The sequence below is a fragment of the Kitasatospora sp. NPDC096077 genome, from assembly GCF_040303245.1.
Taxonomy (GTDB): domain Bacteria; phylum Actinomycetota; class Actinomycetes; order Streptomycetales; family Streptomycetaceae; genus Kitasatospora.
Window position 1 is genome coordinate 24,865 of the sequence record NZ_JBEOSV010000006.1, and the last position, 15,023, is coordinate 39,887.

Genomic DNA, 15,023 nt, shown 5'->3' on the forward strand with positions numbered 1-15,023 from the left:
GGAAGCGGCCCGGCCCGCCGACGGCCGACCGGAACTCCGGGACCGGCGTTCAGGGGAGGGACGACAAGTGACGGACAACGGCGACTTCACACACCCCACCGGACCGCCGGAGCAACCGGGTCGGCCACCCGCGGCGCCGTACATACCCCCGCCGCCACCGTACGCACCCGCGCCGCCACCGGGCCCGCCCACGGGGTACGGCCCGCCCGGGGGCTACGGGCCACCCGGGGCGTACGGACCACCCGAGACGTACGGGCCACCCGGGGCCTACGGTCCGCCGCCACCGGCCTGGCCCGGCGGTCCCGGCGCTCCCGGCGGTCCGGCCGAGCCGCGGCCGCCGCGGAAGTGGAAGGGCAAGGCCATCGGCACCGGCGTCGTCGTCCTGGCGGGCGCCGTGGCCGCGGCGGTGGTGTTCTGGCCGTCCTCGCCCGCGAAGCCGCCGGAGCTCAACGAGGTGCCCTTCTACCAGGCGGTCGCCGCCCTGGCCAACCAGCCGGTCGTGCACTACGCGGGCAACCAGGCCGCTGGCACGACGAGTTGGGACATCAAGGCGACCGCCGGCGGCGAACAGCTCGGGACGGTCACCATCGCCGGACAGCAGATGGCGATCCTGAAGGTCGGCGACCGGACCTATCTCAAGCCACCGCAGAGCCTGCTGGGCGGCTCGTCCAAGGGCTCCTCCGCGACCTCCCTCCAGGGTCGCTGGATCACCGGCGACGACCGGCTCACGGCACTGCTCCCGCAGGACCTGAGTGCCCCGCCGGAGCTGGCCCGGTCGCTCTGGCAGGACCTGGCCGCGACCACCGCCTTCCCCCTCCCCGGCGCCCCGACCAGCACGGTCGACGGCGTCACCGCCCTGGAAGTCACCACGCCCGGGGGCGTGTTGGACGTCTCGGCCGGAGCGCCGTACCGGGTGCTGCGGTTCACGCCCACGCCGGGCGGGGGCGCCTCGACCGGGGGCACGCCGGGCGGCGACCCCGGCACGGGCAGCGGGTCGCCCTCCGTCGCGCCCGCCGACTGGTCGGACCGTACGCTCACCGGCGCGGTGCCCGCCGCGGACTCCTCGGGACAGCACAGCTTCTCCCCGATGTCCCCGTCCGACGTCGGGCAGCTGTACAGCGACCTCATCGACCAGACCAAGCAGCTCGCCCAGGCGGTCGACGTCGGCATCAGCTTCGACTTCAACCAGACCGGCAACCTCCAGTGCTCCGAGGCGAGTTGCACGGTCACCGAGAACGTGAGCAGCTCCACCACCAGCCGGCGCCCGGCCAGCCTGTCCGGCACGGTGACGGCGACGATGACCGCCACCCTCACCGTCAACGGCCAAGCGGCAGGCAACTGCACCCAGACCGCCGCCCTGCCGATCAACGGCAGCGGGACGCTCAGCTGCGTCGACCCCGGCATCGCCCCGGTCGTCCAGCAGATCAAGGCGCAGAAGCAGGCGGAGGCCGATGCCGAGGCGAAGGCCACCGGCCACAGCGTCCGGATCCCGTACACCCTGGACAACGAGGCCTCCGTCCAGATCGAGGCCCGCGCCCAGGTCCAGGCCGAGGTCGACAAGGCGGTCCAGGCCGAGCAGGCCGAGCAGGACACCGCGAAGCAGGACCCGCCCCCGCCGCCGAGCTCCGCCCCCTGCCCGGCCGCCCTCGGCGACGGCGGCGCGACCGGCACCCGGGTGACACCCGCACGCTGGGCACCGACCCCCGCCGGGCAGGCGCGGCCCGGTGCCGCCGACGCGCCGCAGATCGTCCCGGCGGGCGACAAGGACCCGCTCAAGTTCTTCAGCGGCTACACCGGCCGCGTCGACCAGTTCACCTCCGCGACCGGCCGGGCGAGCTTCGAGATCCACGTCTACTACAAGGGCAAGGAGTACGGCCTCTACGGCCCGGCCGGCTGGTTCCCCAAGCACGGACTGAACGTGCCCCGGAACCCGCCGCCGCAGCTGGAGTCCGTGCTCAAGGGGTACTCCGTCGACTGGATGCGCCGGGCCGGGGTGATCAAGCCGGGCGATACCATCAAGGGCGACGACTGGAAGCGCCCGGGGCTGACGCAGGGGACGGATTGCTGACATGCAGCTGGTGAGGATCGAGCGGACGGCCACGGGCTTCGCGCTCGATCCTCGCCCGTACCTGGCGCGCCTGCCCGCCCTCCGGCCCGAACTGCCGCCGGGGGCAGAGGCGTTCGCCACCGACCCGGCGCACTACGACTTCGCCTCCGAACGGTGTGTCAAGGACCTCAAGCTGGCGTCGCTGGTGGTGACGGAGGACGCGGTCGTCCTCCGCTGCTCCTTCAACGACGTGGCGCCCGAGCAGCTGGTGATCCGGTACACCGGCGTCACCGCCCTGCTGATCGAGGCGGCACCGCCGACCGGCGCGGGCGGCCCGACCGGCCCGGACGGCCAGGACGGGCTGCGGGAGCGCCTCGGCCCGCTGCAGCTCGACGAAGTCCTGCCGCACCCGCACGGGTGCACCCATGAACTCGGCCACATCGGCGGCACGGTGCGGATCACCGCCGGGGACCTCACCGCCACCTGGCTCCCCCGCCCGCCGGCCTGACCCCTCCCCCATACCGGACGACGATCCGGCCGAACGGCCGGACCGGCTCACGCTCCGGGCAACCGGAACTCCACGGTCAGCCCGTGCGGCCGGGCCGGTGCGACGGTGAGCGATCCACCGCTGGCGCGGGCGAGTTCGTCCGCGATGGCCAGCCCGAGTCCGGTGCCGGGGACGTTCTGGTGCTCCGGCGAGCGGGTGAATCGCCTTAGCAGAAGCGGGAGTTGCTCCGCCGGGACACCCGGCCCGCAGTCCGTCACCCGGACCGCCGCACCCCCCTCGGGCGGGGCGACGGCCACCACCCGGACCCGCTCCCCCGCCGGGACGAACTTGCCGGCGTTGTCCAGCAGCGCGTCCAGGATCCGCCCGGCCGCGTCCGGGAGCCCGAGCGCCCGCAGTCCGGGCGCGAGTTCGGCCGTCAGCTCCAGCCCGCCCGCCTCGAACACCGGCACCCAGGCGGCGACGCGCCCGGCCACCGCCGCGGTGACGTCCTGCTCCGCCACCGGCGCCGCGGCCGCCTCCAGCCGGGCCAACACCAGCAGGCCGTCCAGCAGTTCGCCCAGCCGGTCCGCCTCGTCCAGGGCCAGCGCGTGCGCCTGCCGCCCGGGGCCGGGCCCGACGTGCGGCTCGGCGTTCTCCAGTTGCAGCACCAGGGCGGCCAGCGGGTTGCGCAGCTGGTGCGAGGCGTCCGCGACGAAGTCCCGCTGGCGGCGCAGCGATTCCGCGACGGCCTGCGCCATGCCGTCGAAGTGCCGTCGCAGCCGCAGCAGTTCGGGCGGCCCGGTGTCGGCGGCGACCCGCAGCTCGAACCGGCCGCCGGCCACCGTGGCCACCGCGCGGTCGAGTTCGTGGACCGGCCGCAGCAGCCAGCGGGCGAGCCCGGCGGCGACCAGCGCGGCGGCGCCGAAGGCGGTGACGGCGCCGGCCGCGATCAGCGCCCAGCGGACCAGCACGTCGTGCCGCGCGGCGCCGGTGGGGACGGTCACCAGCACGGCACCGCCGACCCGTTCGTCCTGGCCGACCGGTTCGGCCAGTACCACGGTGTCCGGCCCCCAGGGCAGCACGGTGGGCAGCGCCTCGGTGGAGCGGCCGGTGAGGGCGCGGTCCTCGGCCTGTCGCGCGGCCGGGCCGGTCGGGGCGGGCCCGGCCCGGCCGACGGTGTTCCCGGCGGTGTCGACCACGGTCACCGCGGCGCCGTAGAGCTGGGCGTAGCGGGTGAGTTCGGCGTCGAGTTCGCGGCGGTCGGCGTCGGTGCGGATCCGGTCGGCGAGTTCGGCGAAGCGCACGCCGTCGGCGCGGCGCTGCAGCAGCAGGTGCTCGGTGCGGCCGCGGGCGTAGGAGTCGGCCAGCGGCAGGGCGAGCAGCAGGACGGCGGTGCCGATCAGCGCGGTGAGCACGGCCAGCAGGCGGCGTCTCACCGGCCGTCCGGACCGTTCGCGCCGTTCAGGGTGTTCGCGCCGTTCAGGGTGTTCGCGCCGTCCGGGCCGTCCGGGGTGCCGAGTCGGTAGCCGTAGCCGCGGACGGTGCGGACCAGGGCAGCCCGGCCGGTCTTGGCCCGGATGCCGGCCACGTGGACGTCCAGCGAGCGGGAGGAGGCGAGGAAGGCGTCGCCCCAGATCCGGTCGAGGATCTCCTCGCGCGAGCGGACGTCGCCGGGCTGGGCGGCGAGCAGGGCGAGGACGTCGAACTCCCGGCGGGTGAGCCGGATCTCGGTTCCGTCGACGGTCACCGTGCGGGCGGCCGGGTCGATCTCGACGTCGCCGGTGCGCACCCGCCGCTCCGGGCCGAGCGGTTCCGGAGCGCCGGTGCGCTGGGTGCGGCGGCGCACGGTGTCGATCCGGGCGATCAGCTCGGCCATCCGGAACGGCTTGACCACGTAGTCGTCGGCGCCGGCCCGCAGCCCCTGGAGCACGTCCCGTTCCTCGCCGCGCGCGGTGACCACGATCAGCGGCAGGTCGCACACCGTCCGGAGCTTGCGCAGCAGTTCCAGGCCGTCCAGGTCGGGCAGCCCGAGGTCGAGCAGCACGAACTCGGTCTCCCGGGCGTGCCGCAGCGCCTCCGCGGCGCGCACCACCCGGCGCACGGTGTGGCCGCGCCGGGCGAGCGCGGTGGCGAGGGCCTGGGCCATCCGGTCGTCGTCCTCGACCAGCAGCATGTGCACGGAACCCTCCCCGGTGATGAGGGGACTACCGTACGGTCCCGGCCGCGGCGGGCGCCGCCGGGGTCTCGGCCGGGCTGAGCACGGCGTGCCGGGTGTCCGGCATCAGGACGTAGACGACCAGCGAGACCAGGGCGCAGCCGGAGACGTACCAGAAGAAGCCGGATTCGTGCCCGGCGTTCTTGAACCAGAGCGCGATGTACTCGGCGGTGCCGCCGAACAGCGCGTTGGCGACGGCGTACGGGAGGGCGACGCCGAGGGCGCGGATCCGGGTGGGGAACAGTTCGGCCTTCACCGCCGCGTTGATCGAGGTGTAGCCGGTGACGATGAGCAGCGCGACCAGCGAGAGCCCGAGCGCGGACCAGTAGCCGGAGGCCGAGCCGAGCGCGCTCATCAGCGGGTAGGTGCCGACGGTGCAGCCGAGCGCGAAGGTGATCAGCAGCGGGCGGCGGCCGATCCGGTCGGAGAGCAGTCCGGCCAGCGGCTGGATCGCGGCGAAGACGGCGAGCGCGGTGAAGCTGACCAGGGTGGCGGTGTTCTTGTTCAGGCCCGCGCTGCCGATCAGGTACTTGGTCAGGTACGTGGTGTACGTGTAGTACGCGACGGTGCCGCCGAGGGTGAGGGCCATCACCAGGGCGCCCTGGCGCCGGTGCTCCCACAGGCCGCGCAGGGTGCCCTGGGCGCTCGCCGGGGTGTCCCGGTCGGCGGTGAACGCCTCGGTCTCCGGCAGCCGGCGGCGCAACCAGAGCACCACGACGGCCAGCACGGCGCCGAGCAGGAAGGGGACCCGCCAGCCCCAGGAGTGCAGTTGGGCGTTGCTGAGGGTGTGCTGGAGGACGATCAGGATGCCCAGGCCGAGGAGTTGGCCGACGGTCATCGACACATACTGGAAGGAGGAGCCGAAGCCGCGCCGGTTCGGCGCGGAGGCCTCGGTGAGGTAGGTGGCGCTGGCCGCGTACTCGCCGCCGATGCTCAGGCCCTGGAGCAGCCGGGCGAGCAGCAGGACGACGGCGCCCAGGTAGCCGCTCGCGGCGTAGGTCGGGGCGACGGCGATCAGCACGGCGGCCGCGGACATCATGGTGACGGTCAGGGTGAGGGCGCTCTTGCGGCCGTGCCGGTCGGCGGCCCGGCCGAGCAGCCAGCCGCCGACCGGGCGCATCAGGAAGCCGACGGCGAAGATGCCGGCGGTGTTCATCAGCTTCGCGGTGGAGTTGCTGCCGGGGAAGAAGTCGTCGGCGAAGTAGACCGCGAAGCTGGCGTAGACGAACCAGTCGTACCACTCCACCAGGTTGCCCAGCGATCCGCCGACCAGGGCGAGCCGCCGTCGGGCGCGCTCCTCCCCGGGCGGCGGCTGGGTGGCGGCTTCGGGCCGGGGGGACGGGGACATGGCGGCTCCGGGGGCTGGTACGCGGCGGGTGGGTGCCCAGAGCGTGCCGCCGCCCGCCGGGCGACGGCAAGGAGTGCCGCCCAGAACTTACGTCCCGCTAAGGAAGCGGGGGTCGCCCTACCCCTGGCGGGTGTGGTGACGGCGGGTCGGCGGTGCACTCAGCCGGGCGACGGTCCGACGGGCGGCCTCGCGCTGGTCCGGGCGGGGCGCCGGCCCCCGGGGGCCGGTCAGGTCGCGCTCGGTGAGCGACCCGGCGCCGACCGCCGCCCAGTCGGCCCGGCGCACCACGGCGAGGTGGCCTTCCCGGTGGGCGCCGTCGTCCTCCCAGTCGTCGTACGGCGCCATCAGGACCCGGAGTTCCTGGTCGTTCAGCCACTTGAGGCCGAGGACCTGACGGCCGAAGGCATGGCCGATGAGCGACCGGACGGTGCCGTCCTCCAGATCGACGAGCAGGAGCTCCCCCTCGAAGTGGTAGCCGCCGTCGTACTCCCCCGTTCCCACGGCCAGCAGGGGGCGGGACGGATGGAAGGCCATCGCGTTCACGGGGTACGGCGACCCCAGCAACCAACGGCGCCGGGCCCGGTCGGTGACGTGGAAGAGCCCGACCGTCCTGGCCTCGCCGTGCTCCCGCGCGCCGGCCACGGCGACCAGGCCCCGCCGCTTGTCCGTGACGGCGAGGCAGGGGTCGCCGAGCTCGGCGAAGGGGTCGTCGGCCACGGGCCGGTCCTCGGGCATCGCTGCTCCTCACGTCGGGGTCAGGAGTCTAGCGATCGGTGGTCAACTCCTTTGACCGGGGACGATTCGTCAACGATCATGCTCCGGTGACCGTCGAAAGCACCCTCGTCAAGGTCGACGCGGACCTCCGCTCCGGCCGGATACCGCTGGCCCGGCAACGTCTGCGCGGCCTGGTGGTCTCCTACCCGGCCGACCTGACGGCCAGGCGGCGGCTGGCCGAGGTCTACCGGCTGTACGGCGAGCCGGCCGAGGCGGGCCGCTGGACCTACCTCGACGAGGAGCGGGATCCGGACGAGACGGCGGCCTTCGAAGCCCGGTACGGCGATCCGCTCCACCGGATGGCGGCCGTCGCCTGGCGCGGCCCGGAGGAGTCGGCGCCGACGGCGGCCGCCCGGGCCCGGCTGGCGGTCCTCCGCGAGGCGGCCGCGCTGCACCTGGGTCACCCGGTCGACTGGCGGCCGCTGCCCGAGCCGCTCCCGCACGACGGCCGGCCCGACGGCCAGGAGGACTCGGGCCGCCTGTTCTGCGCCGCTCTCGCCACCGTCGGTGCACTGCTGGCGGGCTTCGCCGTGCTCGGCGTCGTCACCTTCGTCGGCTGGTGGTTCTGAGCCCCTCGTGTCGCGGGCCGGCCACCGGTCGACGCCGCGTAGCCTGCCGGGGCAGCTTTGCGGGAGCGACGTGAGAGGTGGCCGATGAACGGTTGGACGGAGGAGCTCCGGGCCCGGGTGGCGGCCGAGCCCCGGATCTGGTTCGTGGCGACCACCGGGGCGGACGGCGCCCCGCACGTCACCCCCATGTGGCTCGGGCTGGAGGGCGACCGGGTGTACTTCAACACCTCGATCGGCCGGATCAAGGAGCGCAATCTGCGCCGCGATCCCCGTGTCTGCCTGTCCGGCGCCGCCCCGGCCGACCCGTACGACCGGATCCAACTCCACGGTCGGGCAGTCGAGTTCGTGACCGGCGAGGCGGCCGACCGGCAGATGGACCGCCTCGCCCGGAAGTACCTCGGGGTCGAGCGGTACGGCTGGCGCATCCCCGGCGAGCGGCGGGTCACCGTGTTCGTCGAGCCCACCCGGATCCGCCGGATCGTCGGGGTCGAACCGCTGCCGGCCGCCGCCCGGCACGCGGACTGACCTCGTCGCCTGACGACGGATCGCTCCGCCGCCGGGGCGGCTACTGGAACGGCCGCCGGTCCGGCGCGCAGACCTGACCGCGCGGCGGCAGCGCGCCGTCCACCAGGTAGCGCTCCTCGTAACCGGCCGCGCAGGCGCTCGGGTTGCCGAGCACGGTGTGCCCGTCGCCGTCGACGGTCAGCAGTCGGCCCCGGGCCAGGGTGTCGGCCAGCGCCCGCGAGCCCTCGTAGGGCCAGACCGGGTCGCCGGTGTTGGCGACGACCAGGACGGGTGCGGCGGTGCGGCGGTCCCAGGGGCCGTCGTAGCGGTCCCGGGCGGCCTCGGCCGGCCAGTCGGCGCAGCGCTGGGTCGGCCAGACCCAGGACGGGCCGAGCTCGCCGGAGCGGTCCCGGGCCAGGTCGGCGAACGCCGAATGGTCGGCGCCCGCGGGCGGGTTGACGGTGTCGGCGCACAGCGTGCCGAGGACCTGGGCCTGGTGCGCCGGCGCGCCGGTCGGCAGCGCCGCCGCCGGGGTGTCCGGCGCGGTCCACAGGCTCTGCAGCCAGCCGCCCAGACCGGCCCAGCCGGGGGTGCCGAACGTCGCCACCGGCTGGGCGCCGTACAGCAGTTGGGAGACGGTGGTGACGGCGGCGGCCTCGTCGTACGTGACGGCCTGCGGTCCGGTGCCGACGGTGATCGGGCCGCGCTCCAGCCGGTCCATCAGCGCGGCGTACCTGGCCCGGGTCGCCTCCGGGCTGCCCGCCGAGAAGGCGCAGCCGGCCGGGGCGGCGGCGCCGCAGCGGTCCAGGAAGGTGTCGAGGGAGCGGGCCGAGGCGAGGTCGCTGCCGGCCCGCAGGAAGGGCGGCAGGGCGGCGTCCGCCGGGGTGCGGCCGGTGGACCAGGCGACCGGGTCGACGGCGCTGTCCAGGATCATGGCGCGCACCCGGCCGGGGAAGAGGTTGGCGTAGGTGGCGCCCAGGTACGTCCCGTACGAGGTGCCGAGGTAGTTCAGCCGGCGGTCGCCGACGGCCTGGCGCAGCAGGTCGAGGTCGCGGGCGACGTCCGCGGTGGACAGGTGGGCGAGCAGGCCGGTGCGGTCGTTCTCGGCGCACTGCCGGCCCAGCCGCGCGTAGGCGTCGGCCCACTGGGACTGCTGCGCCGCTCCGATCGGGTAGCCCGCCGGGAGGCCGCCGAGCAGGGCCTGTTCGCCGGCCTCCTGGCCGTCCTGGTCGCCCGTCCGGTCGGGGAAGCAGTTCAGCGTGGTGGAGGCGCCGATGCCGCGCGGGTCGAAGCCCACCAAGTCGAAGCGCCGGCGCAGTTGTGCGGGGAGCAGCATGGCCGCGGCGGGCAGTGCCGTGGTGCCGGGGATCCCCGGCCCGCCCGGGTTGTAGAACAGTGTGCCGATCCGGTGCGCCTGGTCGTCGGCGGGGCGGCGGATCAGCGCCAGGTCGACGGTGCGGCCGTGCGGGTCCCGGTAGTCCAGCGGCACCTGCGCGGTGTCGCACTGGAAGCCGGGCGCGCAGGGCTTGCTCCAGGTCAGGGCCGGTACGGGTGGGGCGGGCGCGGCGGCCGAGGCCGCGGCCGGGGTGAGGCCGGCCAGCAGCAGGCCGGCGGCGGTGGCGGCCGCGGCGCGGAGGGGGGCGGTGAGGCGGGGTCGGGGCATGGGCGGCGCTCGCTCGTGGGTCGCAGGGCCCGGCTGCCTCCGAGGGTTTCGGAGGAGTCATCCGGTCGGACGGCACGGAGTCTTTCGTCCGCCACGGTCAGGACACCCACAGCTCACCGGCAGATCACCGGCAGATCGCTGTCATGTCGTCGGTGGCCGGGGCGTTGCGTCCAGGTGTTGTTGACGAAAAGTCAGCAAGTTGACCGCAGCGCCTTGACGGCGCACCGACACGGTCCTAGAACGTAGTCAGCTCCCCGTTCCCCGCCTCCCGGGAGCAGTGAAAGTTCGTCTTCTCGCCCCCTCACCGAGGAAGAGGCTTTCCCATGCGCGCATTCCCCCACCGCACCGCCCCGGCGGCCCTCGCCGCGCTCGCCGCACTCGCCCTGGTCGCGGCGGCCCCCGCCTCCGCCGCCCCGACCGCCCCGACCGACGCCACCGGACCGGTGCTGACCGCGGGCGGCGCCGCCGTCGCCGCGGGTGACGCCCTCGCCGCGCCGCTCGCCGCCGGTGCCAGCGCCACCTTCTACTCCACCGCGACCAGCACCACCGGTGTCACCTGCGCCACCTCCCAGCTCAACGCCACCGTGCTGACCAACCCGACCGCCCCCGGCACCGCCACCGAGTCCCTCACCGGGCTCACCTTCGACTCCTGCACCGCCAACGTCACCGGCGTCACCTCGGTGCAGAGCCTGAGTGTCGACACCCTCCCCTACGGCCTCACCGTCGACGACGGCGCCGGCCTGCCGGTCACCCTCACCGGCGGCAGCGCCGGCCAGATCCAGGCCACCGCCGTCCTCAACAGCTGGTTCGGCACCATCACCTGCACCTACCAGCTCAGCGGCGCCTTCACCGGCACCGCCGACAACGGCGGTAACAGCCTGACCTTCGGCAACGAGCACTTCGCCAAGAGCGGCGGCGACGGCCTCTGCCCCGCCGACGGCTACTTCTCCGCCGCGTACGGCCCGGTCACGGACACCGGCCAGGCCGGCAGCCCGGCGGTCACCGTGAACTGACCCGTCCGGCCCCGACCCCGGTCCTGGCCCCGGCCCCGTCCCCGACCCCGGCCCTGGTCTCCGCTCCGCCGCCCGCTCCGCCCCGCGATCGCGCTCAGACCGGGGCAGAGTCGGACCGACCAGGGCGGGATGGGACGATACCTGCCATGTCTAGCAAGTCTCCATCGGTCCGGGGCATCGAGGCCCCACCGGACCCGCTCCGCCGCCTGCTGCTCGAACTGGGCGAAGCCCTCCTCGGCGGCGGCCTTCCCGTCCACGACGTCGAGGAGGAGCTCCACGGGCTGGGACGGGCGATGGGGGCTCCCGACGTACGGGTGGCCGCCCTCACCAACGGGCTGTTCGTCACCCTGGCCGCCGACGACGCCACCCGGTTCCAGCCGGTCGACACCGCGCTGCGGTTCGAGCAGACCGCCGACGTCCTCGACCTGGTGCACCGGCTGCGCGCGGGCCGGCTCGACCGGCGGCAGGCGCTGGCCGAGCTGGACCGGATCCGCCGGGCCCCGGCCCGCTGGCCCACCTGGGTCGCCGACCTGGGAGCGCTGCCGGTCGGGGTCGGGGTCTGCATCTTCCTCCAGCCGGTCACCGCGAACGTCCTGGCCGCCGCGGCCGGCTCGCTGATCGTGGTCGGGCTGACCATGCTGGCCCGCCGACTGCCCCGACTGCGGCCGCTGCTGCCGGTCACCGCCGGGTTCCTGGTCGCCCTGCTCGTCCTCTCGCTCGCCCGGGCCGGGCTGCTGGACGGGCCGCTGCGCACCATCGTGGCCACCCTGGCGATCCTGCTGCCGGGCGGGCTGCTGGTCACCGGCCTGTCCGAGGTCGCGGCCGGTGCCGCCAGTGCCGGGACGGCCCGGCTGGTGTCCGGCACGGTGCAGCTGGCGCTCTTCCTCGCCGGGGTCGCCGCGGCCGCCACCGCGATCGGCATGCCCGCCTCGGCCCTCGCCAACGTCCAGGTCGCCAAGCCGAGTTGGTGGGTGATCGGACTGGGGCTGGCGGTCGCGACGGCCGGCCTGGTGGTGAACGTCAGCACCCCGCCGGCCGCCATCCCGTGGATCCTCGTGGTGATCGCGGTCAGCGTGACCGTCCAGGTCGCGGTGGGCTCGGTGCACGGCGCGGCGATCGGCGGCCTGGCCGGTGCGGTCAGCGCCGCGGTCGCGGCCACCGTGGTGCACTGGCTGCCGGGCGGGCCGCTCTGGCAGGTGCTCTACCTCCCGGCGTTCTGGATCGTGGTGCCGGGCTCCTTCGGGCTGCTGAACACCGCGCAGATCGAGGTCGGCAACGGGGCCCAGTCGGTACTGGCCGCCGTGTCGGCGGTGTTCGGGGTGTCGATCGGCACCCTGATCGGCTCGGTGATCAGCCGGATCCCGCGCCCCTCGCTCGCGGTGGCCCGGCTGCGGGCCTGACCGGGGGCACCGGTACCGGCCGGACGCCGGTTCAGCCCGAGGCCGTCCCGATGCCGGTCCAGTCGGCGGCCGTTCCCCTGCCGTGCCGGACGGCGAGCAGCGCGGTGTCGTCCGTCCGCCGGCCGCCGGTGTGCCGGACGACGCCGGCCGCGACGGCCGCCACCAAGTGCTCGGGCCGACCGGCCCCGGGCTCGCCGGCCAGCCCCTCCAGGTGGGCCCGCAGGTCGAAGAAGACGCCCTGGCGGTCCCGGGCCTCGGTCACCCCGTCGGTGACCAGCAGCACCGTCTCGTCCGCGCCCAGCCGCAGCCGCCGGACCGGCGGCAGCCCGCCGGCCAGCTGGGCGAGGCCGAGCGGCGCGCCGTCGCCCGGCGGCAGCTGACGGACCCCGTCCGGGCCCAGGACGTACGGGCTGTCGTGGCCGAAGTTGACCACCACGATCTCCTCCGGGGCGACCGCCGGGAACCAGACCACCACCGCGGTGGCGTACCGCTCGTCCTGCTCGCCCAGCCGGGCGGCGAGCTGGTTCTGCCGGAGCACCCGCTCCTCCAGCCAGGCGGCGACGGTGCCCAGGTCCGGCTCCCGGAAGGCGGCCTCCCGGAAGCAGCCGACCAGGGCCGCCGCCGTGGAGACGGCCGGCAGCCCCTTCCCCTGGACGTCCCCGAGGATGACCCGCGCCCCGAACGGGCTGGCCACCACGTCGTAGAAGTCGCCGCCCACCCGGGCCTCGACGTCCGCCGCCAGGTAGCGGGCCGCCGAGTCCACCCCGCCCCAGTCCGGGGGCACCGGACGCAGCACCACCTGCCGGGTGGTCTCGGCGGCGCCCTGGAGGTGCCGGACGTAGACGGCGGCCTGGGCGCGGAAGACGCTGAGCGGCAGCGCGAGCGCGCAGCCGGCCACCACCAGCAGGAAGTCCTCCGTCCCGTGGGACTTGGTCCAGAAGACGCCCAGCGCCGGGTAGCAGGCGATCGAGAGACAGGCGAACACCACGGTGGTGACCGGGCCGCACAGCCCGGCGGCGACCACCGGCACCAGGGCCAGCCAGCTGGCGGAGGCGAACCACTCGGGCGTGACCGCGTCCACGACCACCACCGCCACCAGCAGCACCATCGGGATCAGCCAGGACCGGTGGCCGTACCGGACCAGCACCGGCAACTGGCCGCCCGGCCCCGACCACGGCCACGACCGCCCGCTCGCCTCCGCGGTACGCACCCGCAACGGCCCCTCCGCTCCTCCGGTGTTCCACCGACGTCCCGCCCGTCCCCGCGCGCCGAGGGGGCGGGGCGTCCGGCCCAGGGTAGGGCGTGTCTGGCAATTCGCGTCGGATCAGCGCGCGGCGTCGGGGTGCGTGCATCGCAAGGCGGAGGAGGGAGGCGATGCGGTGGGGGCACCTCCCGGCCGAAGGCTGGGGGCCATCGGGCGACCGACGACAACGCGGCGAGGTGCGTGCCCCGGCGTCGCGCGCCCGGCGGGAATTGCCAGACACGCCCTAGGAGGAGCTGAGGCCCGCCGCGACCCTCCGATCGGGTCCGTGCCCCGCACCCCTTGCCCGTTCGGCCCAGCCGGGCCGGGCCGGTCGGCCGCTCCGGCCCCGGGCTACCCTGGGCCCGCACCGAGCCCGTACGGGCCCCACGAACGAAAGGCCTCCGCGATGAGTACTCCCGGCACCACCGTCGTCGAGCGGTCGGACGACCGGCACCGCTACGAGATCCGGGTCGACGGCGAACTCGCCGGGTTCACCGAGTACTTGGACCACGACGGGCAGCGCGTCTTCTACCACACCCTGGTCGAGGAGGCGTTCGCCGGACGCGGGCTGGCCGGGCTGCTGGTCCAGGAGGCGCTGACGGACGTCCGGGCCGCCGGGCTGCGGATCGTGCCGGTCTGCCCCTACGTGGCCAAGTTCCTGATCAAGCACCAGGAGTTCGCCGACCTCACCGACGAGGTCACCCCGGAGGTCAAGGACTGGCTGCGCGCCCGGCTGCGCTGAGCCCCGGTCCCGCACCCCGGACGGTCCGGAGCCGACCGGCCCGGGGGGGTGGGGCCGTTGGGCCCTGGCCGCACGCCCGGGCCGGCCGGGATCCTGGTCGCCGGTCGCGCCGAAGGGACGCGGCGGGAGACGGCGAAAGGGCCTGGGCGATGGGCGGGTTGGTCACGGTGGGGACGTTCGAGGAGAGTCCGGCGTGGGCCGAGGCGCGGGGGCGGATCGCCGCCGTCGCGGCGGTCGCCGGCGCGGCCGGCACCCTGGTGGAGTCGCTGCGGATCCGGCTGGCCGCGGTGGCCGGCGGGGTGCTGGCGCAGGTGAACGCCGAGGTGGACGGGCGGCGGATCCGGGTGCAGCGCTCGGCGGCCGGACCGGGCGACCCGTTCGACCGGCTGGCCGACTGCCTGCTCGGCCGGATCCGGGCCGTCAGCGGCGCCTGGGCGCCCCGCCCGTGGGCCGCGGCGCAGCCGCCGGCTCCCCCGGCGGCGCCCGCCGGAGGGCGTCGGATCGTCCGCCGCAAGGAGCCCTCGCTGGTGTGGTGCACGCCCGAGGCGGCGGCCCGGACGATGGACGCGATGGACTACGACATCCACCTCTTCACCGACCCGGCGACCGAGACCGACGCCGTGGTCTTCCGGGTCGGCCCGACCGGCTACCGGCTGGCCCGGACCAGGCCCGCCGGGCCGTTCGGCCGCCGGACGGCGCCGATCACGCTCAGCCCGCACGGCGCTCCGCTGCTCACCGAGCCGCAGGCGGTCGAGCGGCTGGAGCGGGCCGAGCTGCCGTTCCTGTTCTTCGCCCACCCGGCGGGCGGCCGGGGCCGGGTGCTCTACCGGCGCTTCGACGGCCATCTCGGCCTGATCACCGGCCGGTCCTGAGCCGGTGCTGAACCGGTCCCGAGCCGGTGCTGAGCCGGTCCTGAGCCGGGGGGACGGACCTGACCCCGCAGGCCCGTCCCTCCTCCCATGGGCGCCCCCGCCCATGCGTGGCCCCGCCGGCGCGACAGGCGTCCGGCGGGGCCACG

Annotated in this window: 14 protein-coding genes; 8 read left to right on the top strand and 6 right to left on the bottom strand. The window is 75.4% G+C overall.

Features of this window, described 5'->3' with window-relative positions; all coding sequences use genetic code 11:
- The first annotated feature begins 394 nt into the window (after positions 1-394).
- Both ABTZ03_RS08380 and ABTZ03_RS08385 read left to right on the top strand, forming a co-directional pair.
- A complete protein-coding gene (locus tag ABTZ03_RS08380; protein WP_350512093.1) occupies positions 395-2,068 on the top strand; it encodes a hypothetical protein in 1,674 nt (557 codons plus the stop codon).
- A gap of 1 nt (position 2,069) precedes the next feature.
- Positions 2,070-2,555: a hypothetical protein gene (locus ABTZ03_RS08385; RefSeq protein ID WP_350512094.1), complete on the top strand. Its 486-nt coding sequence runs from the start codon at positions 2,070-2,072 to the stop codon at positions 2,553-2,555.
- A gap of 47 nt (positions 2,556-2,602) precedes the next feature.
- On the opposite strand, the gene ABTZ03_RS08390 is transcribed toward ABTZ03_RS08385, so the two are convergent.
- The 4 genes from ABTZ03_RS08390 to ABTZ03_RS08405 all read right to left on the bottom strand — a co-directional run bounded on the left by ABTZ03_RS08390 (position 2,603) and on the right by ABTZ03_RS08405 (position 6,832).
- Complete coding sequence (locus ABTZ03_RS08390; RefSeq protein WP_350512095.1) at positions 2,603-3,970, bottom strand: sensor histidine kinase; 1,368 nt, start codon at positions 3,968-3,970, stop codon at positions 2,603-2,605.
- Positions 3,967-4,713 (bottom strand): response regulator transcription factor, encoded by a 747-nt coding sequence (locus ABTZ03_RS08395; protein WP_350512096.1) that lies wholly within the window; start codon positions 4,711-4,713, stop codon positions 3,967-3,969. The genes ABTZ03_RS08390 and ABTZ03_RS08395 overlap by 4 nt, the downstream gene beginning before the upstream one ends.
- A gap of 25 nt (positions 4,714-4,738) precedes the next feature.
- A complete protein-coding gene (locus tag ABTZ03_RS08400) occupies positions 4,739-6,097 on the bottom strand; it encodes an MFS transporter (RefSeq protein WP_350512097.1) in 1,359 nt (452 codons plus the stop codon).
- Positions 6,098-6,214: 117 nt separating this feature from the next.
- A complete protein-coding gene (locus ABTZ03_RS08405) occupies positions 6,215-6,832 on the bottom strand; it encodes a WD40 repeat domain-containing protein (protein ID WP_350512098.1) in 618 nt (205 codons plus the stop codon).
- 86 nt (positions 6,833-6,918) lie between these two features.
- On the opposite strand from ABTZ03_RS08405, the gene ABTZ03_RS08410 reads away from it, so the two are divergent.
- Positions 6,919-7,440, top strand: coding sequence for a DUF6584 family protein (locus ABTZ03_RS08410; protein WP_350512099.1), 522 nt, complete (start codon positions 6,919-6,921; stop codon positions 7,438-7,440).
- An 84-nt stretch (positions 7,441-7,524) separates the two neighbouring features.
- On the top strand, positions 7,525-7,965 hold the full coding sequence (locus ABTZ03_RS08415) for a PPOX class F420-dependent oxidoreductase (RefSeq protein ID WP_350512100.1): 441 nt from the start codon (positions 7,525-7,527) through the stop codon (positions 7,963-7,965).
- Positions 7,966-8,005: 40 nt separating this feature from the next.
- On the opposite strand, the gene ABTZ03_RS08420 is transcribed toward ABTZ03_RS08415, so the two are convergent.
- Positions 8,006-9,607 carry an alpha/beta hydrolase gene (locus tag ABTZ03_RS08420; RefSeq protein WP_350512101.1) on the bottom strand — a complete coding sequence of 534 codons (1,602 nt, stop codon included), beginning with the start codon at positions 9,605-9,607 and terminating at the stop codon, positions 8,006-8,008.
- Positions 9,608-9,930: 323 nt separating this feature from the next.
- Between ABTZ03_RS08420 and ABTZ03_RS08425 the strand changes: the two genes are divergently transcribed.
- A complete protein-coding gene (locus ABTZ03_RS08425; RefSeq protein WP_350512102.1) occupies positions 9,931-10,620 on the top strand; it encodes a Tat pathway signal sequence domain protein in 690 nt (229 codons plus the stop codon).
- Positions 10,621-10,766: 146 nt separating this feature from the next.
- Positions 10,767-12,020, top strand: coding sequence for a threonine/serine exporter family protein (locus ABTZ03_RS08430; RefSeq protein ID WP_350512103.1), 1,254 nt, complete (start codon positions 10,767-10,769; stop codon positions 12,018-12,020).
- A gap of 31 nt (positions 12,021-12,051) precedes the next feature.
- Here the strand turns inward: ABTZ03_RS08430 and ABTZ03_RS08435 are convergent, their stop codons facing one another.
- Positions 12,052-13,230 carry a PP2C family protein-serine/threonine phosphatase gene (locus ABTZ03_RS08435; RefSeq protein WP_350512256.1) on the bottom strand — a complete coding sequence of 393 codons (1,179 nt, stop codon included), beginning with the start codon at positions 13,228-13,230 and terminating at the stop codon, positions 12,052-12,054.
- Positions 13,231-13,669: 439 nt separating this feature from the next.
- Between ABTZ03_RS08435 and ABTZ03_RS08440 the strand changes: the two genes are divergently transcribed.
- Both ABTZ03_RS08440 and ABTZ03_RS08445 read left to right on the top strand, forming a co-directional pair.
- On the top strand, positions 13,670-14,005 hold the full coding sequence (locus ABTZ03_RS08440; protein WP_350512104.1) for a GNAT family N-acetyltransferase: 336 nt from the start codon (positions 13,670-13,672) through the stop codon (positions 14,003-14,005).
- Positions 14,006-14,154: 149 nt separating this feature from the next.
- A complete protein-coding gene (locus ABTZ03_RS08445) occupies positions 14,155-14,877 on the top strand; it encodes a sigma 54 modulation/S30EA ribosomal C-terminal domain-containing protein (RefSeq protein WP_350512105.1) in 723 nt (240 codons plus the stop codon).
- The last annotated feature ends 146 nt before the right edge of the window (positions 14,878-15,023 follow it).